Source organism: Nocardia sp. NPDC050697 (genome assembly GCF_040654395.1).
In the GTDB taxonomy this organism is placed as follows: domain Bacteria; phylum Actinomycetota; class Actinomycetes; order Mycobacteriales; family Mycobacteriaceae; genus Nocardia.
Window position 1 is genome coordinate 1025751 of the sequence record NZ_JBFAHY010000001.1, and the last position, 19498, is coordinate 1045248.

19 protein-coding genes are annotated in these 19498 nt (G+C 73.6%); 11 read left to right on the forward strand and 8 right to left on the reverse strand.

Annotated elements, in window-relative coordinates; genetic code table 11:
• Nucleotides 1-2: 2 nt before the first annotated feature.
• Entirely contained in the window at nucleotides 3-1313 is a 1311-nt protein-coding gene (locus AB0H71_RS05175; protein ID WP_357015013.1) for a QsdR family transcriptional regulator, read from the reverse strand.
• 113 nt (nucleotides 1314-1426) lie between these two features.
• Here AB0H71_RS05175 and AB0H71_RS05180 point away from each other — a divergent pair, with 113 nt between their 5' ends.
• On the forward strand, nucleotides 1427-2494 hold the full coding sequence (locus AB0H71_RS05180; RefSeq protein ID WP_357015015.1) for an AraC family transcriptional regulator ligand-binding domain-containing protein: 1068 nt from the start codon (nucleotides 1427-1429) through the stop codon (nucleotides 2492-2494).
• On the opposite strand, the gene AB0H71_RS05185 is transcribed toward AB0H71_RS05180, so the two are convergent.
• Both AB0H71_RS05185 and AB0H71_RS05190 read right to left on the reverse strand, forming a co-directional pair.
• Nucleotides 2472-3344 (reverse strand): SDR family NAD(P)-dependent oxidoreductase, encoded by an 873-nt coding sequence (locus tag AB0H71_RS05185; RefSeq protein ID WP_357015017.1) that lies wholly within the window; start codon nucleotides 3342-3344, stop codon nucleotides 2472-2474. The two genes, AB0H71_RS05180 and AB0H71_RS05185, sit on opposite strands and share 23 nt — an antisense overlap.
• Nucleotides 3345-3461: 117 nt before the next feature.
• Nucleotides 3462-4217 carry a hypothetical protein gene (locus AB0H71_RS05190; protein WP_357015019.1) on the reverse strand — a complete coding sequence of 252 codons (756 nt, stop codon included), beginning with the start codon at nucleotides 4215-4217 and terminating at the stop codon, nucleotides 3462-3464.
• 167 nt (nucleotides 4218-4384) lie between these two features.
• On the opposite strand from AB0H71_RS05190, the gene AB0H71_RS05195 reads away from it, so the two are divergent.
• Nucleotides 4385-5551: a site-specific integrase gene (locus tag AB0H71_RS05195; RefSeq protein ID WP_357015020.1), complete on the forward strand. Its 1167-nt coding sequence runs from the start codon at nucleotides 4385-4387 to the stop codon at nucleotides 5549-5551.
• Between the two features lie 4 nt (nucleotides 5552-5555).
• On the opposite strand, the gene AB0H71_RS05200 is transcribed toward AB0H71_RS05195, so the two are convergent.
• Entirely contained in the window at nucleotides 5556-6170 is a 615-nt protein-coding gene (locus tag AB0H71_RS05200; RefSeq protein WP_357015022.1) for an NAD(P)H-dependent oxidoreductase, read from the reverse strand.
• Between the two features lie 104 nt (nucleotides 6171-6274).
• Between AB0H71_RS05200 and AB0H71_RS05205 the strand changes: the two genes are divergently transcribed.
• Entirely contained in the window at nucleotides 6275-7123 is an 849-nt protein-coding gene (locus AB0H71_RS05205) for an SDR family oxidoreductase (protein WP_357015023.1), read from the forward strand.
• On the opposite strand, the gene AB0H71_RS05210 is transcribed toward AB0H71_RS05205, so the two are convergent.
• Nucleotides 7072-8337 (reverse strand): FAD-dependent monooxygenase, encoded by a 1266-nt coding sequence (locus AB0H71_RS05210; protein ID WP_357015024.1) that lies wholly within the window; start codon nucleotides 8335-8337, stop codon nucleotides 7072-7074. The two genes, AB0H71_RS05205 and AB0H71_RS05210, sit on opposite strands and share 52 nt — an antisense overlap.
• 92 nt (nucleotides 8338-8429) lie before the next feature.
• On the opposite strand from AB0H71_RS05210, the gene AB0H71_RS05215 reads away from it, so the two are divergent.
• From AB0H71_RS05215 to AB0H71_RS05230, 4 genes are all read left to right on the forward strand, one after another.
• Complete coding sequence (locus tag AB0H71_RS05215) at nucleotides 8430-9407, forward strand: WYL domain-containing protein (protein ID WP_357015026.1); 978 nt, start codon at nucleotides 8430-8432, stop codon at nucleotides 9405-9407.
• Between the two features lie 115 nt (nucleotides 9408-9522).
• Complete coding sequence (locus AB0H71_RS05220) at nucleotides 9523-10803, forward strand: family 1 glycosylhydrolase (protein WP_357015028.1); 1281 nt, start codon at nucleotides 9523-9525, stop codon at nucleotides 10801-10803.
• Nucleotides 10804-10869: 66 nt separating this feature from the next.
• Nucleotides 10870-11364, forward strand: coding sequence for a MarR family winged helix-turn-helix transcriptional regulator (locus AB0H71_RS05225; RefSeq protein WP_357015029.1), 495 nt, complete (start codon nucleotides 10870-10872; stop codon nucleotides 11362-11364).
• 172 nt (nucleotides 11365-11536) lie between these two features.
• The gene (locus AB0H71_RS05230) at nucleotides 11537-12031 is read left to right on the forward strand and encodes a DUF6764 family protein (protein WP_357015030.1); all 495 of its coding nucleotides are present in this window, start codon (nucleotides 11537-11539) and stop codon (nucleotides 12029-12031) included.
• A gap of 50 nt (nucleotides 12032-12081) precedes the next feature.
• Here AB0H71_RS05230 and AB0H71_RS05235 read toward each other — a convergent pair whose 3' ends face one another.
• Entirely contained in the window at nucleotides 12082-13527 is a 1446-nt protein-coding gene (locus AB0H71_RS05235; RefSeq protein ID WP_357015031.1) for an SDR family oxidoreductase, read from the reverse strand.
• Nucleotides 13528-13667: 140 nt separating this feature from the next.
• Nucleotides 13668-14339, reverse strand: a complete 672-nt coding sequence (locus tag AB0H71_RS05240; protein ID WP_357015032.1) for a TetR/AcrR family transcriptional regulator — start codon at nucleotides 14337-14339, stop codon at nucleotides 13668-13670.
• A gap of 107 nt (nucleotides 14340-14446) precedes the next feature.
• Between AB0H71_RS05240 and AB0H71_RS05245 the strand changes: the two genes are divergently transcribed.
• The 4 genes from AB0H71_RS05245 to AB0H71_RS05260 all read left to right on the forward strand — a co-directional run bounded on the left by AB0H71_RS05245 (nucleotide 14447) and on the right by AB0H71_RS05260 (nucleotide 18921).
• Nucleotides 14447-15592 (forward strand): acyl-CoA dehydrogenase family protein, encoded by a 1146-nt coding sequence (locus tag AB0H71_RS05245; RefSeq protein ID WP_357015034.1) that lies wholly within the window; start codon nucleotides 14447-14449, stop codon nucleotides 15590-15592.
• Nucleotides 15593-15733: 141 nt separating this feature from the next.
• Nucleotides 15734-16399, forward strand: coding sequence for an ECF RNA polymerase sigma factor SigK (gene sigK / locus AB0H71_RS05250; protein WP_357015035.1), 666 nt, complete (start codon nucleotides 15734-15736; stop codon nucleotides 16397-16399).
• On the forward strand, nucleotides 16392-17120 hold the full coding sequence (locus AB0H71_RS05255; RefSeq protein WP_357015036.1) for an anti-sigma factor: 729 nt from the start codon (nucleotides 16392-16394) through the stop codon (nucleotides 17118-17120). Before sigK ends, AB0H71_RS05255 begins: the two co-directional genes overlap by 8 nt.
• A gap of 61 nt (nucleotides 17121-17181) precedes the next feature.
• Complete coding sequence (locus AB0H71_RS05260; protein ID WP_357015037.1) at nucleotides 17182-18921, forward strand: molybdopterin-dependent oxidoreductase; 1740 nt, start codon at nucleotides 17182-17184, stop codon at nucleotides 18919-18921.
• On the opposite strand, the gene AB0H71_RS05265 is transcribed toward AB0H71_RS05260, so the two are convergent.
• Nucleotides 18908-19441, reverse strand: a complete 534-nt coding sequence (locus tag AB0H71_RS05265) for a hypothetical protein (protein WP_357015039.1) — start codon at nucleotides 19439-19441, stop codon at nucleotides 18908-18910. The two genes, AB0H71_RS05260 and AB0H71_RS05265, sit on opposite strands and share 14 nt — an antisense overlap.
• Nucleotides 19442-19498 lie beyond the last annotated feature (57 nt).

Sequence of the window (19498 nt, forward strand, 5' to 3'; positions counted from 1 at the left end):
GGTCAGGGGGCGATGCCGAGCAGCGCCCTCTGCACCTGGCGCAGGTGGGTGACGTCGCCGCGCACCCCGGCGACCACGTCGTTGTACAGGAAGGCCTCGCCGAGCCGCGCCAGTGCGTAGGCCAGCACCGCGCTCTCGATCGGCGGCTCGTACCGGTCGTACCGGCGGGCCCGCTCGAGCAGCGCCTCGATCACCGCGACGCTGCCGGTGTGCACCGGCTTGTCGGCGCGGGTGATCAGCCGCAGCGCGGAGCTCTCCTCGGCCTCCACGAAGCGGCGCAGCGCGGCATCGGCGACGAGCGCGCGGGTCGCCCGGTGCAGCACCTCCGAGACGCGCACCGCCCCCCGATCGGTCCGGTCCCGGTCGACGCGCCCGACGAGCAGCTCGAACTCCAGTGCGAGCGCCGCGCCGAGCAGCCCCTCCCTGGAGCCGAACCGCCGATACAGGGTCGTGCGGCCGACCCCGGTCGCCACCGCCACCGCACCCACGTCGAAGCGGGCGTCGGCGCGGAAGGTCCGCACGGCGGCGGCGAGGACCGTGCCCACCGTGGTCGCGCGCCCGACCACCTCCCCCAGTACCGCCGGGTCGGTGACCACCAACTCCGGGTACGGCTCCCCCGCCACCGGCAGGGATGCGCGAGCAGGCCGGGGCGCGGCGGTGCCGTCGACGGCTCGGGCGGCCCCGCCGTCCAGGTGGCGGAGCGCGGCGACGATCATCGAGATGGTCAGCTCGGCGGCCGCGGTGAAGTCCAGCTCCTGCTCCAGAGCCTGGATCACGCCGCGCACCGCGATGTCGGCCACCACCGCCGCGCAGAAGTCGGCGCTCGGACCCCACCGCGGCTCCCCGTGCTCGGCGCGGATCAGGGCGGCGACGAGTGCCACGACAGGCTGGGTCACCTCCTCGGAGACGCGGCGGGCCAGCGGCCCGGCCGCGGAGCCGAACAGCAGCCGGAAGCCGGGGCCGTGCCGGTCCGCGTAGTCGAACAGGGCGCGCGTGGTGACCTCGGTGTGGCCGCGGATCCCGCGGCCCGCCGCGCGCGCGTAGCTGTCGAGCATCCAGCGTCGCAGCGCCTCGGCCTCCCGCCGCACACACTCCTCGAACAACCGGTCCTTGCCGCCGAAGTGGGCGTAGAGCGTCGGCTTGGTCGTCTCGGCCGCGGCGGCCAGCTCGTCCATGGTGGCCCGGTCGAACCCGGCGACCGCGAAGACCGTGACCGCACCGTCCAGGAGGGCGTCGTCGGTCGGGCGGACCGCCGTCGACCGGCGACGCCGGGCCGCGCCGTCCGGACCGGGGCCGGTGGGAGACGCCGTCACCGCCTCAGGCTACTTTCCTGCCGGTCGCGCCGAGCGGCCGGAGGGCGCGACCTGCCTCTCGAAACCGATCGCTGCCCCGGTACGACACGGTTTCTCGGATGAACGGAGCGGGGATGGACTACGTCCGGTCGGCCGCGGTGCGCGGCTTGCGCGCCGTCGTCGCGGAGCTGGGCGGCGACGCCGAACGGTACGCACGCTCGGCCCGGCTGCCGGTCGCGGTGCTCGACAGCGACGACGTCCTCGTCCCGGCGCGCGCGATCGGGGAGCTGCTTGAGCTCGCCGCGGCCGACCTGGCGTGCGCGGATCTGGGGCTGCGGCTGGCCGCGCGCCAGGACCTGACCATGCTCGGCTCGCTCGAGGTGGCCGTGCGGAACTCCCCGACGCTCGGCGACGCGCTGCGCTGCACCTCCCGGTACCTCTTCGTGCACGCGCGCTCGCTCAGCCTGACCATCGGCGACGACCCGAGGGGCGCCGGCGACGTCGCGGGGCTCTACTACGGCCCTGCCACCGCCGACGGCCCGCGCCAGGGCACCGATCTCGGCGTCGCCTTCATCCACCGCGCCATCGGCTACCTGCACCGGGCCGACTACGGCCTGCTCGAGGTGTCGCTGCCCTACCCGCCGCCCGCGGCCACCCGGGTCTACCTGGACTTCTTCGGTGCTCCCGTGCGGGCGTGCCGGAACCGCGGCGCGGCGGTGCTGCGGATCCCGCGCCCGGTGCTCGACATCGAACTCACCGCGGTGAGCGAGAACCTGCGCCGCCTGGCACTGGCCTTCCTGACCGAGCAGGCGGCGCAGCGCCCCGCGGTCGCGCAGCGGCACGATATCTCTGGGCGGGTGCGCTCCATCATCGGCCGATCGCTGGGCACCCGCACGGTCGACATCGTCGCGGTGGCCGGGCTGCTCTCCCTGCACCACCGGACCCTGCAGCGGCGCCTGGAACGGGAAGGGACGACCTTCGCCGCACTCGTCGACGAGGTCCGCCGGGACACCGCCCACCGGCTGCTGACCACGACCGACCTGCCGCTGGGGCAGGTGGCGGGCATGGTCGGCTACGCGGAGCAGTCCGGGTTCTCCCGCGCGGCGCGGCGCTGGTGGGACGCCTCGGCGCGGGAGGTGCGGGCCCGCACAGCCGCCGCCGGCCGCCCGCCGCGCCCCCTCAGCGCGGAACCGGAGGGCTGAGCGGGCTCTGCCCCACCGGTGCCGTCCGGCGCCGCAGGCCCGCGCGCACGGCGCGGATCGCCACCGGGTAGCGCACCGGCAGCAGCCGGGCCAGCACATCCGGGATCACCGCGGAACGGCAGACGAGGACTCGGGCCCGGCGCCGGGCCACGCCTTCCAGAACGAGCGTCGCCGCCCTATCGGCCGGGAAGGTGAGCAGACTCCCGATGTCGCCGTCCGCGGTCGCGGGCCCCGCGCCGGCCGCGACCCGCGCCGTCTCCGCGATGCGGGTGCGGACACCGCCGGGAAAGACCGTGGTCACGCCGATGCCATCGGGTTCGAGTTCCTGCCGCAGGACCTCGCCGAACCCGCGCAGCGCGTACTTGCTGGCACAGTACGCCGGCTGCCCCGGCACGCCGATGAGGCCGAAGACGCTGGAGACATTGACGATATGGCCGCCGTGGCCGCGGCGCAGCGCGGGCAGCAGCGCCCGGCACAGGGCGACCGGCGCCTGGAAGTTCACCGCCATCACCCAGTCGAACTCCGCCGCCGACACCTCGCCGAAGGAGCCGCGCAACGCCACCCCGGCATTGTTGATCAGCAGGTCCAGCGGCTCCGCCGCCAGCCGCTCGGCCCACCGGACGACGGCTCCGAGATCGGCCAGATCGACGACTTCGGCCGCGACGGACAGGCCGGGGTGCTCGGCGCGGATCCGGGTCGCGACCGCGGCCAAGCGCTCGGCGTCGCGGTCCGCGAGCACCAGGTGGGTGCCGCGTGCGGCGAGCTGATGAGCCAGCTGCTCACCCAGCCCGCTCGCGGCGCCGGTCAGCACCGCGCGGGCGCCGGTGAACGGAAACGGAGTCGTGGTCATGGCAGGTCCTTCCTGACGGTTCCGGCCACGCAGATGCCCGGGGGCACGACGTGGACGGAGACGAGTGATCGAAGTGGATCGGGCCTCGCGGCGCACGGTGGTGGTGGGCACGAGCGGTCAGCGGTCCAGGGTTCCCGGGTGCTGCGCCCCGTCGTCCGATTCGGCGGTAGCGTCCGCCAGCACGGCCCAGAACCGGGCGCGCTGCCTGGCGTGGTCGGCGGCGCTCCCGATCGTTCCGGGGCCGACCCGCACGGTGCTGTCGGTGGCACCGTAGCGATGGGCGACGGCACGGATCTGCTCGATGCCGGTGGCCTGCTCGGCGGCGGACCAGAAGGGGGCGGGCAGCTCGGCCAGCGCGCCGAAATCCTCCCCCGGCACCCGCAACTCGACGCTGCGCCGCACCCGGCCACCGGCCTCGAAGTAGTGCTCGCTGAACTCGATCTCCCAGACCAGGCCGACGGCTTCGCGGTGCAGCGTCAGCGCGGGGCGCTCGATCAGATCGGGCGTGGCCCACCAGGACTCGTGCACCAGGTGATAGGTCAGCGACCCGACCTCGGGATCCCAGCCCCGTGCCCGCACTCGCACTTCCGCACCCGACCCCTGCCCGCGATGCCGCACCCCGGCGGAGTCGATGAGCCACACCGCCACGACATCGGTCTCCGCGTAGGTGGCCAGCAGGTCCGCGAGCCGCGCGTACACGCCGGCCTCGGCGGCGGTGAACCAGCCCAGTTCACCCCCGGGAGCCAGCACGTGCAGAACGCCAGCGACGCCGGGTGACAGCTGTTCGATGTGGTCGAGCGCCACCGTTTCGGCGTACTCGACCACCTGCGACCAGGAAAGACTGATCCGAGGGCCGTGCGACGGCGGGGTCATGGGATTCCTCTCGGCTGCGGAGTACGCGATCGCCTCGATCCTTCCCGTCTGCCGGCAGCAGGGCTTGCCGGGAGACGGCGAAAACTTGCCCCCGCACGACAATCACGCCGACCACCCCGGTGCCGCAGCCCGCGGCCGCCACCGCACCGAGCGGTTATCCTCGACCCGTGCCCGACCACCCCGTCGCCATCCCCGACCCGGTCCAGGCACGACTGCGCGCGGGAGTCGGCACCGTCCTCATCGACACCGCCGCCCTGCGCCGAGTCCGCGAACGCTTCGACGACACCCAGGCCGGCGCCCTGAGCCGCTACCTGCAGGCCGCGCAATCGGAGAACACCGTGCGCGCCTACCGCGCGGACTGGATCGCCTGGGCCGCCTGGTGCGCCAGCGAGCACCGCCAGGCACTCCCCGCCGACCCGCTCGACCTCGCCGTCTACCTCGCCGCCGCGGCCGATGCGCGAAAACACGACGGGCGCTGGGCATTCGGCGCGGCCACCCTGGAACGCAAGTCCTCGGCGGTGGCGGCGGTACACGCCGCGAACGGACTCCCCTCCCCCACCCGCTCCGACGTCGTCCGCATGACCCTGCGCGGCATCCGCCGCACCCGCCGCAGCGCCCCCCTGCGCAAACGCCCGGTGCTCCTGCACACCCTCGAGCAGCTCCTCACCTGCCTGCCCGCACCGGGCATGCCGACCGAGCCCGCGCGCCGCCGCGACACCCTCCTGCTGCTCACCGGCTTCGCCGGGGCCCTGCGCCGCAGCGAGCTCGCGGCGCTGCGCATCGGCGACATCACCGTCCACACCGACCACCGCACCGGCGAACCCGTCCTGGTCCTGCGCCTGCCCGCCACCAAGACCGACCCCACCGGCACCGCCGAACACCGCGTCGCCCTCCCCCGCGGCAACCGCCCGCCCACCTGCCCGGTCTGCGCCTTCGCCGACTGGCTCGAACTGCGCGCCGCCGACCCCCGAGCGCCACTTCCCCCGCGGGATCCGGCACTGCACCGCTGCCACGGCTTCACCGGCACCGACCTCCCCGGCGAGCTCCCCCTCTTCCCCGCCATCAACCGGCACGGCGGAATCGGCGACCGCGCCATCTCCGGCCGCGCCGTAGCCGAACTGGTCAAGCGGTACGCGGCGAAGGCTGGGCTGGACCCGGCCCTGTTCTCCGGCCACTCCCTGCGCGCCGGCTTCGCCACCCAGGCCGCGCTCGGCGGCGCCGCGGACCGCGAGATCATGCGCCAGGGCCGCTGGTCCAACCCGCGCACCGTGCACGGCTACATCCGCACCGCCGACCCGCTCGACGACAACGCCGTCACCAAACTCGGCCTCTGAGAGCTCAGGAACCCGGATACGCCGGATACTGCTGCGCCTGCAACACCCGCGCAAGGTGCGCGGCATTGCGAGCCGCGGCGGCGTTGGTGCTCTGCACCGGCTCCGGCACCTCGTCCAGATCGAGGTAATCCGTCCCCTGCATCGCCTCCCCGTTCCAGTACGTGCACCCCTGCGCCGGAATACTGAACCCGATGTCGTTCAGCGCCTGGAACAGATCCGCGACGATCTTGTGCGCCCCGTCCTCGTTCCCCACCACCGCCGCCAGCGCGACCTTCCCGACCATGCTCGGCCGATTCTCCGCATCGGTCTCCGACAGCTCCGCATCCAGCCGCTCCAGCACCCGCTGCGCCACCGACGACATGTGCCCGACCCAGGTCGGGGCCGCCACGATCAGGATGTCCGCCGCCCGGATCCGATCGCGGAGCTGCGGCCACTGGTCGCCGTCGCCCTCGTCGGCGCTCACCCCCGGGCGCACGTCGTAATCGACCACCCGCACCACCTCACCGGACACCTCGTGCCCGGACAGCTCGTCCAGCAGCTGCCTCGCGATCAGCTCACTGCTGGAATCGGCCGGGGACTTCTTCAGCGAACACACCAGCGCGAGCGCGGTCAGCGCCATCGGACAACCTCCTGGGAAACGGGACCGGCGAACACCGGCGCTGTGCCCGGCCACCCGCCGGGCAAACCCCGGTTCAGCCCGCCCGCACCGGGTAGGAGCCGACCATGAGCGAGCACACCCCGCACACCATCGACTACCCCGGCCACACCGGCGACATGGCCGAACACCCCCGCGACGAAATGCGCGCGTGGGTCGGCCGCGGCCTGCTCGACGGCAAGAAAGCCGTCGTCACCGGCGGCGACTCGGGCATCGGGCGCGCCGTCGCCATCGCCTTCGCCAAGGAGGGCGCCGACGTCGCCATCGCCTACCTGTCCGAGGACGCCGACGCCGAACACACCCGCGACCTCGTCACCGCCACCGGCCGCGCCTGCCACCTCTACCGCGGCGACCTCGCCGACCCCGGCCACTGCCGCGGCGTGATCGACCGCGCCGCCCGTGACCTCGGCGGCCTCGACATCCTGGTCAACAACATCGCCTACCAGCAACCCGTCGACGACTTCGCCGAACTCACCCCCGAACAGTGGCGCCGCACCTTCGCCGTCAATATCGACAGCTTCTTCCACGCCATCCAGGCCGCCCTCGACCACCTCACCCCCGGCGGCGCCATCATCAACACCAGCTCCATCAACGGGCTGCGCGGCAACGCCACCCTCATCGACTACGCCGCCACCAAGGGCGCCATCAACGCCCTCACCTACTCCCTCGCCCAATCGCTGAAGGAGCGCGGCATCCGGGTCAACGCCGTCGCACCCGGCCCGGTCTGGACCCCGCTCATCCCGGCCACCATGGACGCCGAGAAGGTCGCCGACTTCGGCAAACAGGTCCCCTTCGAACGCGCCGCCCAGCCCGACGAGATCGCCCCCTCCTACGTCTTCTTCGCCGCCGGAGCCATGTCCTCCTACTACTCCGGCGAGATCCTCGCCCCCATCGGCGGCGAAACCCTGCCCGGCTGAAGCCCGCGCCACCGCACGGCAGCGGCGAGCACCGGGGTGGCGGCCACCGTCAGCGCCGCCCCGGCGCGCGTATCGGTGAACAGGATCCAGCGCACCGGACCCATGGCCGCCCGCAGCACCTCGGCGCCCCGCTCGCGCATGGCCGCCTCGAAATCCGCCACGCCCGAGGGGGAACCCAGCCGGGCGACCAGATCGGCCGCGTCCCGAATGGCCGCGCCGGCGCCCATTCCCGCGGTCGGTGGCGTGGCATGGACCGCGTCGCCGAGCGCGGTGATCCGCCCCGCGCGCCACGGCGCCAGATCACGCGCCCGCGACGACGCCGCATTGAAGCGGAACGCCCCCACACTGTCCGGATCGGCCGCTTCGAGCACCTCCAGGACCCGCGCACTCCAGCCCAGCTCCCGGAACCGGCCCACCAGCGCCGAACGCAGAGCGCTCCCCCGCAAACCGCGCAGCGCGCCGGTCACCGGCGAGTCGGGGAACATGGCACCCCAGATGAAGGTCGGCCCGGTGGTCACCGACGCCCGCAACTCCGGACGATCCAGCACCGCATTGCCGACCGGATCGAGGAACCCCAGATACAGCGCCGCCCCGTGCGGACCGACCACCAACCCCGACCGCGTCCACAGCCGCTCCCGCTCACCCGCGCTCAGATCGCGCACCGCGGTCCGGCCGGAGAACCCGATGATCCCCGCGGGCGCATTCGTCGGCCCACCCGCCAGATAGCGCGCGACCAGCGAGTGCGCGCCATCCGCACCCACCACCAGGTCACCGGTCACCCCGGAGCCGTCCTCGAACGACACCCGCGGCGCGCCGTCCCCGCCGTACCCGACCCCGCGCACCACCTTCCCCAGGTGCAGATCATCGCCGACCGCCTCCGCCAGCAGCGCGCGCAGCGTGATCCGGTCGATATCCAGCCCCGGATCGGCGCGCAGATCGCGCCCGTACCCGAGCACCCGCCCCCGCCGATCCCAGAACGCGTCCGGAGCACGCAGCCGCAGCGCCGAACCCGACGCCAGGATCCGCTCCAGCACCGCCGGCGCGACCAGACCGCGCAGCGCCTCCTGCGCCCGCCCGTCCAGGGTGATGTGGTACCCACCCGTCGCCCGCACATCGGTGTCCCGCTCGAACACCGCCACCTCCACCCCCGCCCGGCGCAGCCCCGACCCCAGCGCCAGCCCGCCGATTCCGCCTCCGACCACAACGACCCGCATCCGCGTCCACTCCTTCGTCCGGCAACCTCCCCCCGAACGATTCCGCCGATACCGGACACCGGATGACCACTACCGCGCGCACCATGAATTCCGTGGCAACAACCTCACGGCGCGCCCTGCACCTGCTCTCCCTGCTCGCCGCGCGCCCGCACTGGTCGCTCCCCGAACTCACCGAGCGGCTCGAGGTCAGCCCGCGCACCGTCACCCGCGATATCGACACCCTCCGGCAGCTCGGCTACGCCATCACCACCGTGCGCGGCCCCGGCGGCGGCTACCGGCTCGGCGCGGGCACCACCCTGCCGCCGCTGCTGCTCGACGACGACCAGGCGCTCGCCGTCGCGGTCGCGCTGCAGACCGCGCCCGCCACCGTCTTCGGCCTCGCTGACGACACCGCCCGCGCCCTGGAGACCCTCACCCGCGCCATGCCGCCCCGGCTGCGCGCCGCCATGGGCACGCTGCGCCTCACCCAGCTGCGCAACTACTGGGAGTTCCCGGCGCCGCCCATCGACCCGCGGGCACTCGCCGCGGTCGGCACCGCCGTCCGGCGCAGCCACGTCCTCATCGTGGAGACACTGCGCGCCGACGGCACCCGGCCCGGCCCCGGCGACCCCGACTTCACCCCCGCCAGGCGCATCGAACCGCACCACCTCGCGGTGTGGGCGGCGCGCTGGTACCTGGTGGCCTGGGACGACGGCTGGCGCGTGCTCCGGGTGGACCGGCTGCTCCCGCGCGCCACCACCGAACCGTTCCCGGTGCGGGAGCTACCCGGCGACGTCGCCACCTTCGTCATGACCAGCCCCGACCGCGGCGACACCCCGGCCGCCTGGCAGTGCCGCGGGTCGGCGCGGCTCGCCCTGCCCGCCGCGGTGGTCGCCCGGTGGGCGCCCGGCGGGTCGGTCGTGGAACAGCTCGACGCCGGGCACTGCCGGCTGACGCTGGGCGCGTGGTCCTGGGCGGGCATCGCCGGAATCCTGGCCACCTTCGACACCGATCTCACCGAGGTCCGGCCGCCGGAGCTGGTCCGCGCCTGCGCCCGAATCGCCCAGCGCTGGGCGCATTTCCCGTCCTGATCCTTGCCGTCTTTGTTCTTTTTCGAGAAGGTGAGGGATAGATAGTTAGATGCGCATATCTAGGTACCACAATTCTAGACACATTCGGACGATCGACCAGTTACGCTGATCCGCGATGCGTATCGTGGCCGTCCTCATCGCCCTGCTCCTGTTCGCTCCCCCGCAGGCCGGAGCCGAACCCGGGGCACCCGCTCCCCTGCCCCGCGACTTCCTGTGGGGCGTCGCCTCCTCCGGTTTCCAGTCCGAAGGTCATGCGCCGGACAGCAATTGGTCGCGGTACGCCGCGCGCCGGCACGAGCCGTACGGCGACTCCATCGACTTCCACACCCGCTTCCGCGAGGACATCGCGCTGGCGAAGGGGCTGGGGGTACAGGTGTATCGGATCGGGGTCGAGTGGGCGCGGGTGCAGCCCCGGCCGGGGGTGTGGGACGAGGCAGGGCTGCGGTTCTACGACGAGGTGGTTGGGGCGATCCGCGCGGCAGGGATGCGGCCGATGATCACCCTCGACCACTGGGTGTACCCCGGCTGGCAGGCCGATCGCGGCGGCTGGGCGGATCCGGAGATGGTGCCGAACTGGCTGGCCAACGCGCGCACGGTGGTCGACCGCTACGCCGCCGCCGACCCGCTCTGGGTGACCTTCAACGAGCCGGCGGTCTACCTGCTGCGCGAGGTGCAGCACGGGACCCTGCCCGCGACCGACGTCCCGGTCATGCAGGAGAAGATCGCGCAGGCGCACCTGGCGATCTACGAGCACATCCACCGGGTGCAGCCCGGCGCCATGGTCACCAGCAACGCGGCCTACATCCCGGCGGTCGACGGCGCGGTCAACGGTGCCCTGCTGGAGCGGATCGGCGGCGCGCTCGACTACATCGGCATCGACTACTACTACGGCCTCTCCCCCGCCGCGCTGCGCACCCCGTACGACTTCGAGAAGCTCTGGCAGAACCCGCTCGAGCCCGAGGGGATCTACTACGCGCTGCGGCACTACGCCCGCCAGTTCCCCGGCAAGCCGCTCTACATCGTGGAGAACGGCCTGCCGACCGACAACGGCAAGCCGCGCGCCGACGGCTACACCCGCGCCGACAACCTGCGCGACACCGTCTACTGGCTGCAGCGCGCGGTCGCCGACGGCATGCCCGTGATCGGCTACAACTACTGGACGCTCACCGACAACTACGAATGGGGCAGCTACGCACCGCGTTTCGGGCTCTACACGGTGGACGTGCTGACCGACCCCGCGCTCACCAGGCGCCCCACCGACGCGGTGCCCGCTTACACCGAGCTGATCCGCGCGAACGGCACCCCGCCCGGCTACCTGCCGACCCGCGACCCGGCGGCGTGCTCGCTGGTCGACGGCGGCGCCAGCTGCGCCGAGCCGGTCACCGTCCCGCGCTGAGGCGGTCGGCCCCGCACCGCTCGGCTAGGCTGGCCCTTTCCGGGTGGTTGGAAAGGATCGACGGGGATGACCGAGGAGCGCGTGCCGCAGGAGAGCGAGCGCGAGCTGTTGGAGTCCGAGATCTCCGCCGACTTGCGCGCGCTCACCGCGGTCTCGGAGCAGCTGGGGCACGTCTTCGCCCGCGCCAACGAACTGCGGCCGACCGATTTCCGTGCCCTCATGCACATCGCGACCGCCGATATCGAGGGCGACCCGGTCACCGCGGGGCGGCTGGCCAAGCTGCTCGGCATCTCCACCGCCGCGGTGACCTACCTGGTGGAGCGGATGATCGAGTCCGGGCACATCCGCCGCGACACCGACGCCGCCGACCGGCGCAAGGTGCTGCTGCGCTACGCCGATCACGGCATGGACGTCGCGCGCGGCTTCTTCACCCCGCTCGGCACCCGCACCAGAGCCGCCATGGCGGCGCTGCCGGACGAGGACCTGGCCGCCGCGCACCGGGTGTTCAGCACCCTGATCGATTCCATGCGAACCCACTTCGACGAGCTCACCCGGCGCTGATGCACGCCGTCGGCCGGACCGGGGGCCGAAACCCATCCGGGTGCCCCAGCCTGTCGAATCACTCGGTTTCCGCAGGTCGCAGCGGTGCACCGGACGGAAAACAGGTCGTTTGACGCGTCGATTTCGCGTCATTACTGAGTCACCTGTTCCGTACGACCCAGGAGGAACGACCATGACAACCTCTCCCATGCGCCGCGCCGCGGCCGTGCTCGCCGGCGCCGGTGCGGCCGCCGCCTGCGCCCTGCTCGCCGCGCCCGCGGCGAACGCCGACACCGCGACCTGCCCGGCCTCCGGCGGCGAGGTGCGCGCCGTCACCGCCGCCGATGCCTCGTGCGCGTCGGAGAGCGTCGGCGGCTCGGCGGCGCTCGCCATCGGCGCCGGCGGCACCGCGGACGCCGACGCCAATGCCGCCGGGCTCTCCCTGGCCATCGCGCAGAACGGCGGCGCGGCCACCTCGGAATCGGGGTACCTGTCGGCTCCGGCGGCCGTCGCGCTCGGCCCGGGCGCGAGCGTCATCACCCTCGGCGTGCGGCCGGGGCTCTCGATCGGGATCGCCGGGCCCGGCGCCACCGTCGTGGTGGACGGGGTGAACCGGCCGACCTGCTCGGGCGGGCTCGCCTTCGCCGGCGATTTCCAGACCTTCCAGGGCTGTCTCTCCACGCAGTAGCGCGCGGACGGCGGAAGGCGGGTGCCCGGTGGGCACCCGCCTTCGCTCGTTCAGGACGCGGTGGCCTCGGCGGCGCCGGTGATATTGCGGGCCATGCCGCCGAAGATCACCGCGTGGAAGGGCGCGATGGCCTTCCAGTAGAGGTGCCCGGCGAGGCCGTGCGGCTCGAAGAGCGCGCGCTGGTGGTAGACCGCGCCGGTGCCGTCCGGCTCGACCCGCAGCTCCAGCCAGGCGCGGCCGGGCACCCGCATCTCGGCGCGCAGCCGCAGCAGGTGCGGGCGCTCCAGGTGCTCGACCCGCCACCAGTCCAGCGCCTCGCCCTCGCGCAGCCGGTGCGGGTCGCGGCGGCCGCGGCGCAGCCCGGCCCCGCCCGCCACCCGGTCCATCCAGCCGCGCACCGACCAGGCCAGCGGGAACGAGTACCAACCGTGCTCGCCGCCGATCGCCTCCACCACCGCCCAGACGGTCTGCGGGTCGGCCGGGGTGGCCAGCGAGCGTTCGTCGCGGTAGAGCGAGCCGCCGGACCACTCCGGGTCGGTGGGCAGCGGATCCGAGGGCGCGGTGCCCGCGTCGGCGTCGGACCAGCGGGTGGGGACGTCGAGGTCGCGGATCTTGGCCAGCGCGAGCTCGACCGCGTGGTCGTAGCCGACGAGGCCGTCGGCCGGGTCGGGGATGTGCTCGGCGATGGCGTGGTCGCGGCAGACCACGTCGTTGATCAGCGACTCCATCAGCGGCACCGCGATGGCGCGCGGCACCGGGGTCACCAGGTTCACCCACTGCGCGGAGAGCCACGGGGTGAGCACCGGGACCGGGACGATCACCCGGCGCGGCAGCGCGGCGACCCGGGCGTAGCGGCGCATCATCTCCAGGTAGCTGAGCACGTCGGGGCCGCCGATGTCGAAGGCGCCGCGCACCTCGGGCGCCACCTCGGCGCCGCGGGTCAGGTAGTAGAGCACGTCGCGGACCGCGATGGGCTGGATCCGGTTGCGCACCCAGCGCGGCGTCACCATGGCGGGCAGCCGCTCGGTGAGGTAGCGCAGCATTTCGAAGCTGGCCGAGCCGGAGCCGAGGATCACCGCCGCCTGCAGCACCAGCGCGGGCACGGGGCCGTCGAGCAGGATCCGGCCGACCTCGGCGCGCGAGGCCAGGTGCCGGGAGAGATCCTGCCCGGCCGGGGTGATGCCGCCCAGGTAGACGATGCGCGACAGCCCCTGCTCGGCGGCGGCGCGGACCACGAGCTCGGCGGCCTTGCGGTCGACGGTGTCGAAATCCGCGCGGGTCAGCGAGTGCACCAGGTAGTAGAGGACCTCCTGGCCCGCCAGCGCCCGCGCGACGTCACCGGCGCTGGTGACGTCGCCCTGCACCACCTCGACCTCGTCGTGCCAGGGCGCGTCGGCCAGCTTGCCCGGGGTGCGGGCCAGGACCCGGACCGTGTGCCCCGCCTTCAGCAATTCCGGCACCAGACGGCCGCCGATGTACCCGGTCGCTCCGAACACCACACACCGCACGCGCGTTCACCTTCCGTCGGGAGGTCCGGTTGCGCACTCGCCGCGGACCGGGGCACCACGCCCCTGCTGGCTTGGCTACCCGCCGCACCTGCGGTTACGCGCCCGCCGCGCTGTGATCCCCGCCCTGGTCAGGGCAGGGGCAGCGGGCCATCGGGGTCCAGCTCGATGCCGAGCGCGCGCAGCCGGCGATCGAGCAGCAGCCAGGACTCCGCGGTGAGCAGCTCGACCAGCTCGGCCTCGGTGCAGCCGCCGTGCGCCAGCCACCAGCGCACCGAGGCGTCGATCAGCCCGAGCAGCGCGACCACCAGCCGGTCGGCGGCGGCGCGGTCGGTGCCGAAGCGCGGAATGTAGCGCCCGGCCGCCTCGGAGATCTCCGAGGCGAAGGCGCTGCCGCCGATCCTGGATTCCTCCTCGGCGCCGCGGGAGTAGTTGCGGCGCAGCAGGAAGCGGTACAGGTTCGGGTGCTCCCCCGCCCAGGCGACGTGCTCGGCGATCGGCGCGCGGATGACGTCGAGCGGGGTGCCGTCGATGGCGAGCGCGGAGCGGATGCGCTCGGTGAGCTCCTCGTGCGCGCGCCGCGCGACCGCCAGGTCGAGCTCCTCCTTGCTGGCGAAGTGCCGGTAGAAGTGCGTCCTGGCCAGCCCCGCGCGGTCGGCGATCTGGCCGGTCAGCGCGTCGGGGCCGTGCTCGCTGATGGCGGCGATCGCGGCATCGACCAGCGCGCGGCGGCGCTCGGCGCGCACCGGGGAGGGCGCGGCGGCCCGGCGGGTGCCGGTGGTGTCGGCGCGTCCTCTGGTCATGCCGGAAAAGGCTAGCGCACTCGACGGCGGCGAGTGACGGGCACTACAGTGACGCTGGGACACCCTGTACCCGTTATCCACGGTTACAGAAGAACGAAAGGAACCCGATGGCCGCCTACCGGTCCGTGTGGATGGACGACGACCTGGACGCGCTGCGCTCGCTGGCGCGCGCGTTCTACGACAAGGAGGTCGCGCCGAACATCGACAAGTACCTCGCCCAGCACCACGTCGACCGCGAGCTCTGGAACAAGGCCGGCGAGCTGGGGCTGCTGTGCCTCTCCATCCCGGAGGAGTACGGCGGCGGGGGCGGCACCTTCGCGCACGAGGCCGTCATGATCGAGGAGCAGGCCCGGGTCGTCGACACCGCGTGGGGCGCCAGCCTGCACAACGGCATCGTGGCGCACTACCTGCTGCACTACGGCACCGAGGAGCAGAAGCGGCACTGGCTGCCGAAGATGGCCAGCGGCGAGGTGGTCGGCGCCATCGCCATGACCGAGCCCGGCACCGGCTCGGACCTGCAGAACGTCAAGACCAAGGCGCTGCGCGACGGCGACGACTACGTCATCAACGGCTCGAAGACCTTCATCACCAACGGCTCGCAGGCCGACCTGATCATCGTGGTCGCCAAGACCGACGTCAGCCAGGGCGCGGCCGGCATCAGCCTGGTGCTCGTGGAGGCGGACCGGGCCGGGTTCCGGCGCGGGCGGGTGCTGGACAAGATCGGGCAGAAGGGCCAGGACACCTCGGAGCTGTTCTTCGAGGACGTCCGGGTGCCGGTCGCCAACCTGCTCGGCGCGGCCGAGGGCCAAGGCTTCGTGCAGCTCATGCAGCAGCTGCCGCAGGAGCGGCTGATCATCGCGGTGGGCGCGGTGGCGGGCATGGAGACGGCGCTGGAGCACACGCTGCGCTACGTCAAGGAGCGCGAGGCGTTCGGGCGGCCGGTCTTCGGCTTCCAGAACACCAAGTTCAAGCTGGCCGAGGTGGCGACCGAGGCGCGGGTGGCCCGGGTCTTCACCGACGACTGCGTGGTCAGGCACATCAAGGGCGAGCTGGACATCCCCACCGTGGCCATGGCCAAGTGGTGGACCACCGAGCGCGCGCTCGAGGTCGCCAGCGAGTGCCTGCAGCTGTTCGGCGGCTACGGCTACATGACCGAGTACCCGATCTCCCGCATGTGGGCGGACAGCCGGGTGCAGATGATCTACGCGGGCACCAACGAGATTATGAAGGAGATCATCGCGCGCTCGCTCTGACGTGCACTTCAGGACCGGGCGGTCTTTCGCGGAGATCGCCCGGTTCCGTGTTTCCGCGCACGCCGGGGAGTACATTCCAGCCGGAACCCATCCGAGCACCGAGGCATGTCGAAAGCCAGTCATGCGGACAGGGACACGACCATGACCAATGAACCGGCGTTCGCGCCGATTCGCCTGCACAGCGCCGACACCGGCGACCAGGATCCGGCATGCCCCGCCGACCCGGAGGGCCGCGCGGCCACCGTCGCGCAGAACCGGCAGCTCATCGCGTTGCTCGCCGCCGTCGCCGGCGGCGACCGGAATGCCTTCACCGACTTCTACCGGCACACCAGCCACCGGGTCTTCGGGCTCGCGGTGCGGGTGCTGCGCAGCCACGCCGCCGCCGAGGAGGTCACCCAGGAGGTGTACCTGCAGGCCTGGTCGATGGCGGCGCGCTACGACGAGAGCAAGGCGAGCCCGATCGGCTGGCTCATGATGCTCACCCACCGCCGCGCGGTGGACCGGGTGCGCACCGAGCAGAACGCCGCCAGCCGGGACTCCGTCTACGGCCACGCCCACCTGGGCCGCGCGCACGACAGCGTGGCCGAGGAGGTCGGGCAGCGCCTCGACGAGCAGGCCGTGCTGCGCTGCCTGGAGACGCTCACCGCCACCCAGCGCGAGGCGGTCGGGCTCGCGTACTACACCGGCCGCACCTACCGCGAGGTGGCCGACCACCTCGCGGTGCCGCTGCCCACCCTCAAGAGCCGGATCCGGGACGGATTGAAACGGCTGGAGACCTGCTTGACCGGAAAGACCAGCGATGCCTGACACCGACCGCGACGAGGCGGACCTGCTCGACCTCGCCCCGCTCTACGCCCTCGATGCCGTCGACCCGCGCGAGCGCGCCGCCATCGAGGAGCGGGTCGCCGGTGCCGACGCGGCGCTCGCCGCGGAGTTCACCGACGCGGTGGGGCGGACCCACGAGGTGCTCGCCGAGCTCTCCGCGGTCGATGCCGTCGCGCCGCCGCCGGAGCTGGAGGGGCGGCTGCTGGCCGCGCTGGACCGGCTGCACGCCGAGGGCGTGCGGGATATCCGCAGCGCGCGGCGGTTCTCCGGGAAGCGGCTCGGGTGGCTGGCCACGGCGGCCGCGGTGCTGGTGGCCGCGGTGGTCGGCGGCGCCGTGCTGGCCGGCCGGGATGCCGGGTCGCCGGATCCGCGGATCACCGCCGCGACGGTGCTGGAGCAGCCGGACGCGCGCGCCGCGACGGTGGCGGTGCCGAGCGGCGGCTCGATCACGGTGAACTCGTCCAGTTCGCTCGGGGCGGCGGCGATCTCCTTCGCCGCCATGCCGGAGCTGCCCGCCGACCGCGACTACCAGCTCTGGATCATCCACCCCGGCGGCGATCCGCTGCCGGACGCGGTGGTGCCCGGTTCCGGCGAGGTCATCGCCCGGTACTCGGCCGCGGACACCATCGCCGTCACGGTGGAGCCCACGGGCGGGTCGCGGGCGCCGAGCGGAAGCCCGATCGCGGCCATGGTCATGGACTGACCCGTCCGCGCGGGGCGCGGGATCGAACTCCTCCGGCATTCGAGACGATCTGGAGGGCGCGATGACCGCGACCGAGCAGCACACCCCCGGCCGGGCCGCGGCCGCGCTCTCCGGCGTTCTCGCCGCGGGAACGGTCCTCGGCGTGGGGCACCTGGTGGCGGCGGTGGTCGCTCCGGCCGCCTCGCCGTTCCTGGCCACCGGGGCGGGGATGGTGGATCGGACGCCGCGGGAACTCAAGGACTTCGCCATCCGGGAGTTCGGGAGCAGTGACAAGCTGGTGCTCTTCGCGAGCATGGCGGTGGTCATGGTGCTGCTCGCCGCCGTCGCGGGGCTGCTGGAGCGCAGGTTCCGGTACGCGGGGTGCGGGCTGCTCGTCGTTCTCGGGCTGGTGGTGGTCGGGGCCGCCCTGCAGCGGCCGGGCGCGACAGCGCTTTTCGCGCTGCCCGCGGTGCTGGGGGTGGTGGCGGGAGTTCTCGCCCTGCGGGTCCTGATGCGGGCCGCGGGCGGGAACGTGCACGGTACGACGCGTGCGGGCGGCGTGGGCGCCACCCGGTCGCACCCCGACGACACGGCCGTGCCGCCGAAAGCAGCCGACGATGCCGCCGCGCGCGAGACGGGCGACGCCGCCCGGCCGCGAGCGGATCGCACCGACGCGGCGCCGGAGGCGGGCGACGCCACTACCGCCGCGGCACCGGTAGCGGGCGAGCGGGCGCCGCGCGATTCCGCCGGGAACCACTCGCGGCGCGGGTTTCTCGGGATCGCCGCCGGGGTCGGCGCCCTGGCGGTCGCCACCTACGCCGCCGGGCAGTACATCGGCCGGGCGCTGCGGGATGTGGCCGCCGACCGGGCCGGGTTCGTGCTCCCCCGGCCCGTCCGCCCGGCACCGCCCATCGCGCCGGACGTCACCTTCCCGATACCGGGCATCTCCCCGTTCACCACGCCGAACGGCGGCTTCTACCGCGTGGACACCGCACTTCAGCTCCCGGCGCTCACCTCGACGGACTGGCGCCTGCGCATCCACGGCCTGGTCGAGCGCGAGGTCGAGTACACCTTCGACGACCTGCGCGACCGCGCCGCCGCCGAGTCCACCTTCACCCTGACCTGCGTCTCCAACGAGGTCGGCGGCGACCTGCTCGGCACCGCCACCTGGACCGGCTACCGCCTCGCCGACCTGCTCGCCGCGGCGGGCCCGCGCCCCGAGGCCGACATGGTGCTCTCCACCAGCGTCGACGGCTTCACCGCGAGCACCCCGCTGGCCGCGCTCACCGACGGCCGCGACGCCCTGCTGGCCGTCGGCATGAACGGCGAGCCGCTGCCGGTGGCGCACGGCTACCCGGCGCGCATGGTGGTGCCGGGGCTGTACGGCTACGTCTCCGCCACCAAGTGGGTGGTCGACCTCGAGCTCACCCGCTTCGACCGCGCCACCGCCTACTGGACCGACCGCGGCTGGGCCGCCGAGGCCCCGATCAAGACCTCCTCCCGGATCGACGTCCCGGCCTCCTTCGCCACCGTGGACGCCGGGCCGGTGGTGGTCGCCGGGGTGGCGTGGGCGCAGCGGCACGGCATCGACCGGGTCGAGCTGCAGGTGGACAGCGGGCCGTGGCAGCGGGCCGAGCTCGCGGCCGAGTGCTCGATCGACACCTGGCGGCAGTGGCGCTGGGCGTGGGATGCCGCGCCGGGCACGCACACCCTGCGGGTCCGCGCCACCGACCGCACCGGCGCCACCCAGACCGACGCCCGCGCCCGCCCCTTCCCGGACGGCTCCACCGGCTGGCACAGCCGGGTGGTCACGGTGCGGTGAGCGCGCCCCCGAGCGGCCGGGTCGCGGTGGCGGCGAGCTCCTCGTGCTCGTCGTTGATCAGGTGGTAGGCGGCGGCGAGGTCGTCGAGCGCGGCGCGCCAGAGCGTCTCGGTCTCGGCGCCGAGCGGGTGCCTGCTCAGCTGCACCAGCACCGCGGCGGCGTCGGCGGCCCGCGCGGCGGCGTCGAGCAGCACCGGGACCGGCTCGGCGGCGGCGTCGGCGGCGAGCACCTCGATACGGTTGCTGAGCTGCCGCGCGTCGAACCGGGCGCGCTCGGCGGTCACCTCGGCGGCGGGCGGGGGCTCGTCCGCGGCGGCACTCCAGCGGCGTTCGCGCTGGTCCGGGTCGGCGGCGGTGCCGATCACCCGGCGCACCTCGTCGCCGAGCACCCGGTGCACCAGACCGGCCAGTTTCGCCTGCTCCACACCGTGATCCGGATCCACCGGGCGCAGCACCCCCGGCTCGTCGGGCTGCACGTTCAGAACGGCGAGCACCGCCCGCAGCTGTGCCATCGTGACCATGAACCCCGCCTTTCCCCGACCCGGGCCGCCCACGCCTGCCCGATAGCGGAATAGTAA

Coding starts and splice junctions, on each gene's coding strand:
- AB0H71_RS05180 (WP_357015015.1), top strand. CDS start 1,427: ATGGACTACGTCCGGTCGGCCGCGGTGCGCGGCTTGCGCGCCGTCGTC.
- AB0H71_RS05185 (WP_357015017.1), bottom strand. CDS start 3,344: ATGACCACGACTCCGTTTCCGTTCACCGGCGCCCGCGCGGTGCTGACC.
- AB0H71_RS05190 (WP_357015019.1), bottom strand. CDS start 4,217: ATGACCCCGCCGTCGCACGGCCCTCGGATCAGTCTTTCCTGGTCGCAG.
- AB0H71_RS05200 (WP_357015022.1), bottom strand. CDS start 6,170: ATGGCGCTGACCGCGCTCGCGCTGGTGTGTTCGCTGAAGAAGTCCCCG.
- AB0H71_RS05205 (WP_357015023.1), top strand. CDS start 6,275: ATGAGCGAGCACACCCCGCACACCATCGACTACCCCGGCCACACCGGC.
- AB0H71_RS05210 (WP_357015024.1), bottom strand. CDS start 8,337: ATGCGGGTCGTTGTGGTCGGAGGCGGAATCGGCGGGCTGGCGCTGGGG.
- AB0H71_RS05220 (WP_357015028.1), top strand. CDS start 9,523: ATGCGTATCGTGGCCGTCCTCATCGCCCTGCTCCTGTTCGCTCCCCCG.
- AB0H71_RS05225 (WP_357015029.1), top strand. CDS start 10,870: ATGACCGAGGAGCGCGTGCCGCAGGAGAGCGAGCGCGAGCTGTTGGAG.
- AB0H71_RS05230 (WP_357015030.1), top strand. CDS start 11,537: ATGACAACCTCTCCCATGCGCCGCGCCGCGGCCGTGCTCGCCGGCGCC.
- AB0H71_RS05240 (WP_357015032.1), bottom strand. CDS start 14,339: ATGACCAGAGGACGCGCCGACACCACCGGCACCCGCCGGGCCGCCGCG.
- AB0H71_RS05245 (WP_357015034.1), top strand. CDS start 14,447: ATGGCCGCCTACCGGTCCGTGTGGATGGACGACGACCTGGACGCGCTG.
- sigK (WP_357015035.1), top strand. CDS start 15,734: ATGACCAATGAACCGGCGTTCGCGCCGATTCGCCTGCACAGCGCCGAC.
- AB0H71_RS05255 (WP_357015036.1), top strand. CDS start 16,392: ATGCCTGACACCGACCGCGACGAGGCGGACCTGCTCGACCTCGCCCCG.
- AB0H71_RS05260 (WP_357015037.1), top strand. CDS start 17,182: ATGACCGCGACCGAGCAGCACACCCCCGGCCGGGCCGCGGCCGCGCTC.
- AB0H71_RS05265 (WP_357015039.1), bottom strand. CDS start 19,441: ATGGTCACGATGGCACAGCTGCGGGCGGTGCTCGCCGTTCTGAACGTG.